This is a genomic window from Moritella sp., assembly GCF_033791185.1.
GTDB lineage: Bacteria > Pseudomonadota > Gammaproteobacteria > Enterobacterales > Moritellaceae > Moritella.
Map to the genome: position 1 here is coordinate 1 of NZ_JASJHF010000236.1, position 4240 is coordinate 4240.

General features: G+C 40.5%; 4 protein-coding genes. All 4 read left to right on the forward strand.

Annotated features, from left to right (window positions below):
- A partial coding sequence (locus tag QNK26_RS13950) for an ABC transporter substrate-binding protein (protein ID WP_413816369.1) occupies positions 1–328 on the forward strand: 328 nt, incomplete at its 5' end.
- A gap of 7 nt (positions 329–335) precedes the next feature.
- The gene (locus QNK26_RS13955) at positions 336–1391 is read left to right on the forward strand and encodes an iron ABC transporter permease (protein WP_319223993.1); all 1056 of its coding nucleotides are present in this window, start codon (positions 336–338) and stop codon (positions 1389–1391) included.
- Entirely contained in the window at positions 1391–2209 is an 819-nt protein-coding gene (locus tag QNK26_RS13960) for a heme ABC transporter ATP-binding protein (RefSeq protein ID WP_319223995.1), read from the forward strand. The genes QNK26_RS13955 and QNK26_RS13960 overlap by 1 nt, the downstream gene beginning before the upstream one ends.
- Before the next feature lie 635 nt (positions 2210–2844).
- Positions 2845–4113, forward strand: coding sequence for an outer membrane protein transport protein (locus QNK26_RS13965; protein ID WP_319223997.1), 1269 nt, complete (start codon positions 2845–2847; stop codon positions 4111–4113).
- Positions 4114–4240: the final 127 nt, after the last annotated feature.

The following is a 4240-nucleotide window of genomic DNA, read 5'->3' on the forward strand; positions in this document are numbered from 1 at the left end:
AGGTAAAAACACCTCGATAGATGAAATTATTATATTATCAGGTGCGGTTAATCCAGCTAATAGCGTTATCGAATCTTACAAACCTTTGTCTTATGAAGCTATTATTCAACTGCAACCTGATTATATATTGGTTAGCGATCGAGATTTCTCACCTTATGGCAGCGTTGATAAATTATTAGCCGATTTCCCCTTATTAAAGGCCACGCCTGCAGGTTTGAAGGGACAAATAATGGCCGTACAAGGCAGTGCATTGATAGGTGGATTTGGTCTTGAAAGTATAAAACTGGCTAAAACGTTACAACTTAATTACGCCCAAGATCAAGATTGAGGCAAACATGTTAACTTCCACTTTTTTTCAAGCAAAGCATTCTAAAGTATTAATTCTGAGTGGCGTTGTGCTGTTGTACATTGCGGTCGTGTCTTCAATCGCAGTTGGGCCAATGGATATCACCTTGGCACAAAGCATGAGCGCCTTATTGCCATCACAATACCATGTTGATTTACCTGCGCATGTCGAGTTGGTCATCCAACAAATACGCTTGCCTCGGACATTATTGGCATTGAGTGTAGGTGCTATTCTGGCTATTTGCGGCACTGTCATGCAGGGGTTATTCCGTAATTCATTGGCAGACCCTGGCATTATCGGTGTCTCTGCGGGGGCATCTCTTGGTGCGGCGATTGCAATCGTCATGTTTGGCTCCCTTGCTGAGTTGTATCCGACGTTGTTGCTATTCGGTGCAGTGCCGCTGTTCTCATTTATGGGGGGGGCGCTGACGACTATTATCGTTTACCACTTAGGTACAAGTAGTAGCAGTACTTCAGTCACTATGATGCTGCTAGCTGGTGTGGCGATTAGTGCACTGGCAGGCGCTGGACTTGGGTTAATGAATTATTATGCCGATGACCAAGCGCTAAGAGACCTTTCATTATGGACTATGGGCTCACTGGCGGGGGCTAATTGGATGGGGATTGGATTGTCATTTATCACCCTTATTGTGCTGTTTGTTGTGTTTTATAAAGACGCCAATAAGATAGACGCATTATTGCTTGGCGAGTCAGAGGCCAAGCACCTTGGTATTCGTGTTCAACGCTTAAAGAAAAAGCTAATTTTACTGACGGCTGTAGGGGTCGGGGTGACGGTTTCATTGTCTGGCATGATTGGTTTTATTGGCTTAATCGTCCCGCACTTAGGCCGTATGCTAATAGGGCCAAGGCATAAGATGTTATTACCTGTGTCTATGGTTATTGGAGGATTACTGTTATTGGTGTCTGACATGCTTGCTAGGACTGTTGTTGCACCTTTGGACATGCCTGTCGGCATTGTAACTGCGTTAATTGGCGCACCATTTTTTATGTATCTATTAGTTAAACAAAAAGGGACGCTAGCGTAATGGGTCATGTAATAGATCGCGCAATAAAAAACGTAATGTCGATGCACAATGTCACCTTAAGGTTTGGCAATAAAACCGTGTTAGATAAGGTCAATTTAGGCTTTAATGCCGGTCAGCTCACCGCTATACTGGGTCCTAATGGCACAGGAAAAAGCTCTTGTTTGAAAGTAATGACGCAAGAATTACCGCTAAAAAAATCGAAAAATTATGAATTAAGTTACGATGATTTAACTTTATTTGGGGAGTCTGCAGGCAACTGGCAACCCAATGAGTTGGCTAAATCTCTGGGTGTATTACCACAATCAAGTAACTTAACGTTTAACTTTAGCGTGCAAGAAGTGATTGAGTTAGGTGCTATTCCGCTAACTATATCACCGTCACAACGTGATGAGACAGTAAAAACGATGATGGAAAAAGTGGGTGTTAGTCACTTAGCTGATGCTCGGTACCCCTTGTTATCAGGTGGTGAAAAGCAGCGTGTTCATTTGGCAAGGGTGTTGACACAACTGTCCTTAGGCGGTGATAAAAAAATGTTATTACTTGATGAGCCAACGGCAGCATTGGACATCGAATATCAACATAAAGTGTTAATATTAGCAAAGCAATTGGCGCAAGCTGGTGCCGCGGTGATCATCGTCATTCATGATTTAAATTTGGCATCGCAATATGCTGATAGATTAGTTATCTTGAATAAAGGCCACGTTGTTGCTGATGGTTCGCCCGCTGACGTTATTACAGAGCAGAATATCAGCAAGGTGTATCAACATGCTATCACCATAATGCAGCATCCTGAAAAAGGTTACCCTGTGGTGTTGTAGTCACTTTCTTATTCTAACCAAATAAAAATATGGCGAGGGATTATAAATCATTCTCGTCATTAGCCACCCCTATATCTCCTTGTTCATTCGTTAGTCCTCTTAAATGGAACAGTGGAAACAGCGCTAACTTGACGGTTAATCTGGCCATAAAATTAATATTGTTATCGCTTGATGCTGTTCTTAAAAAATAATACAACAAAACGGCCTAAATTCAAGGTTATAGCCATATGTGAACATGATCACAAAACAAGTGAACGTTAATCATGTTTATTGGTTATATAGGTTAATAACTCTAATCGTTAAAGTGTACACATGTTCGCTGAATATGATTGGAAAAGCGCTGATATATGGTGGGATCTACTGATTTCATTATATGTTGATATTAACTTTCGACTTTAAATTATAGACATCTAGCTCATCAATTTTTCATTGTCAATGATATTTACAGTGTTCATGACAGTATGTTTCATATTTGTGTTACCTTTAACACTGTTGAAACAATGTGTTTACATCTCCGTGGGGGCAGCTTAATTTACTAAAAGAGTAAGGCTAATTAATTATAACTACTGATAAGTAATACCAAATTAGCTTTTACTTTAATAGGAATCTTATAAAACACATGGAGTGTAAGTGATATGAGAACAAGGTATGCAAAGTTAGCGCTAACAATAAGCTTAGTGCTTAGCTCCCCTTATACAATCGCTGGGGGATTCCAGCTTTCAGAACATTCTGCTGCAGGTATTGGCCGTGCCAATGCTGGTGAAGCTGCCATCGCCGATAGTGCTGCGGTAATCGCCAATAATGCGGCGGCAATAACTCGATTTAATTCGATGCAAATATCAATTAGTGGGGCTTATCTTGTTCCTAACGTAAGGGTGACCGGTAATGGTTCTGATGAAGGCACGAACAACCAGTTAACCAATAATAATGTTGTCGATAATGTATTGGTGCCGAGTTTATATATTGCCGCTCCGATCAATGATTCATGGTCATGGGGTATCGGTATTTTTAGTGATTTTGGTGCATCAACTGAATATCCAGATGACTACCTTGCAGGCTCAATCGCTGGTGAAACAACGCTAGAAACGCTGAATATAAATCCTAATATCGCCTATAAACTTAATGATAATTTTAGTATAGGGTTGGGGGTTAGTGCTGTATATGGACAAGCAAAATTAACCCGTACTTTAGGCATTCTTGCCGATGCTTCAAATGTCAATAATGGTACTAGTTTTGAACGCTCTGATACCGCTCAATCACTTGAAGGTGATGGGGTGGGTTATGGCTTTAATGCGGGTTTATTATGGGAACTCAATAATGATCATCGTTTCGGTTTAAGTTATCGCTCAAACGTTGATATTGATATGGAAGGTGATTACTCCACGTTTACCCAACCAGGGTTGATTGCCAAGGGTGAATTAACATTAAACCTACCAAGCATTGCAGAGTTTTCTGGTTTCCATCAAATTTCAGCACCTTTTGCGCTGCACTACAGTGTTGTAATGACCGGCTGGGATGTGTTTGAAGAGATTAGTGGCACTGTGGATGGCCAAGAGGTGCTACAAAAGGATGAGAATTTTGAAAACTCATTTAAGTATGCGCTTGGCGCCACATATGATATTAACAGCTCTCTCAAGTTACGTGCGGGTATCTCATATGATGAAACACCGAATGTAAATGATGTCAGTATCAGTTTACCTGATTCGAATCGAATGAGTTACAGCGCAGGCGCTAGTTACAGCTTTAACGATACTAACAGTTTAGATTTCGGTTTTACCTTTGTGGATGTTGAGGAAGTAACCTTTAGCGAAGAACTTAGTAGTGAACTTCCTGGTGTAAGCTACCAATTCCGTTCTAAAAGTGATGTTTATATTTATGCTGTTCAATACAATCTCTCGTTTTAACATCACCACATTGGATTAATACAGATAATACAGGGAAGAAATATATGTATGGATTAAATAAAACAATACTCGCGACGTTAATAAGCGCAGGAGTGCTCGTCGGTTGTAATAGTGAAGAATATGATGA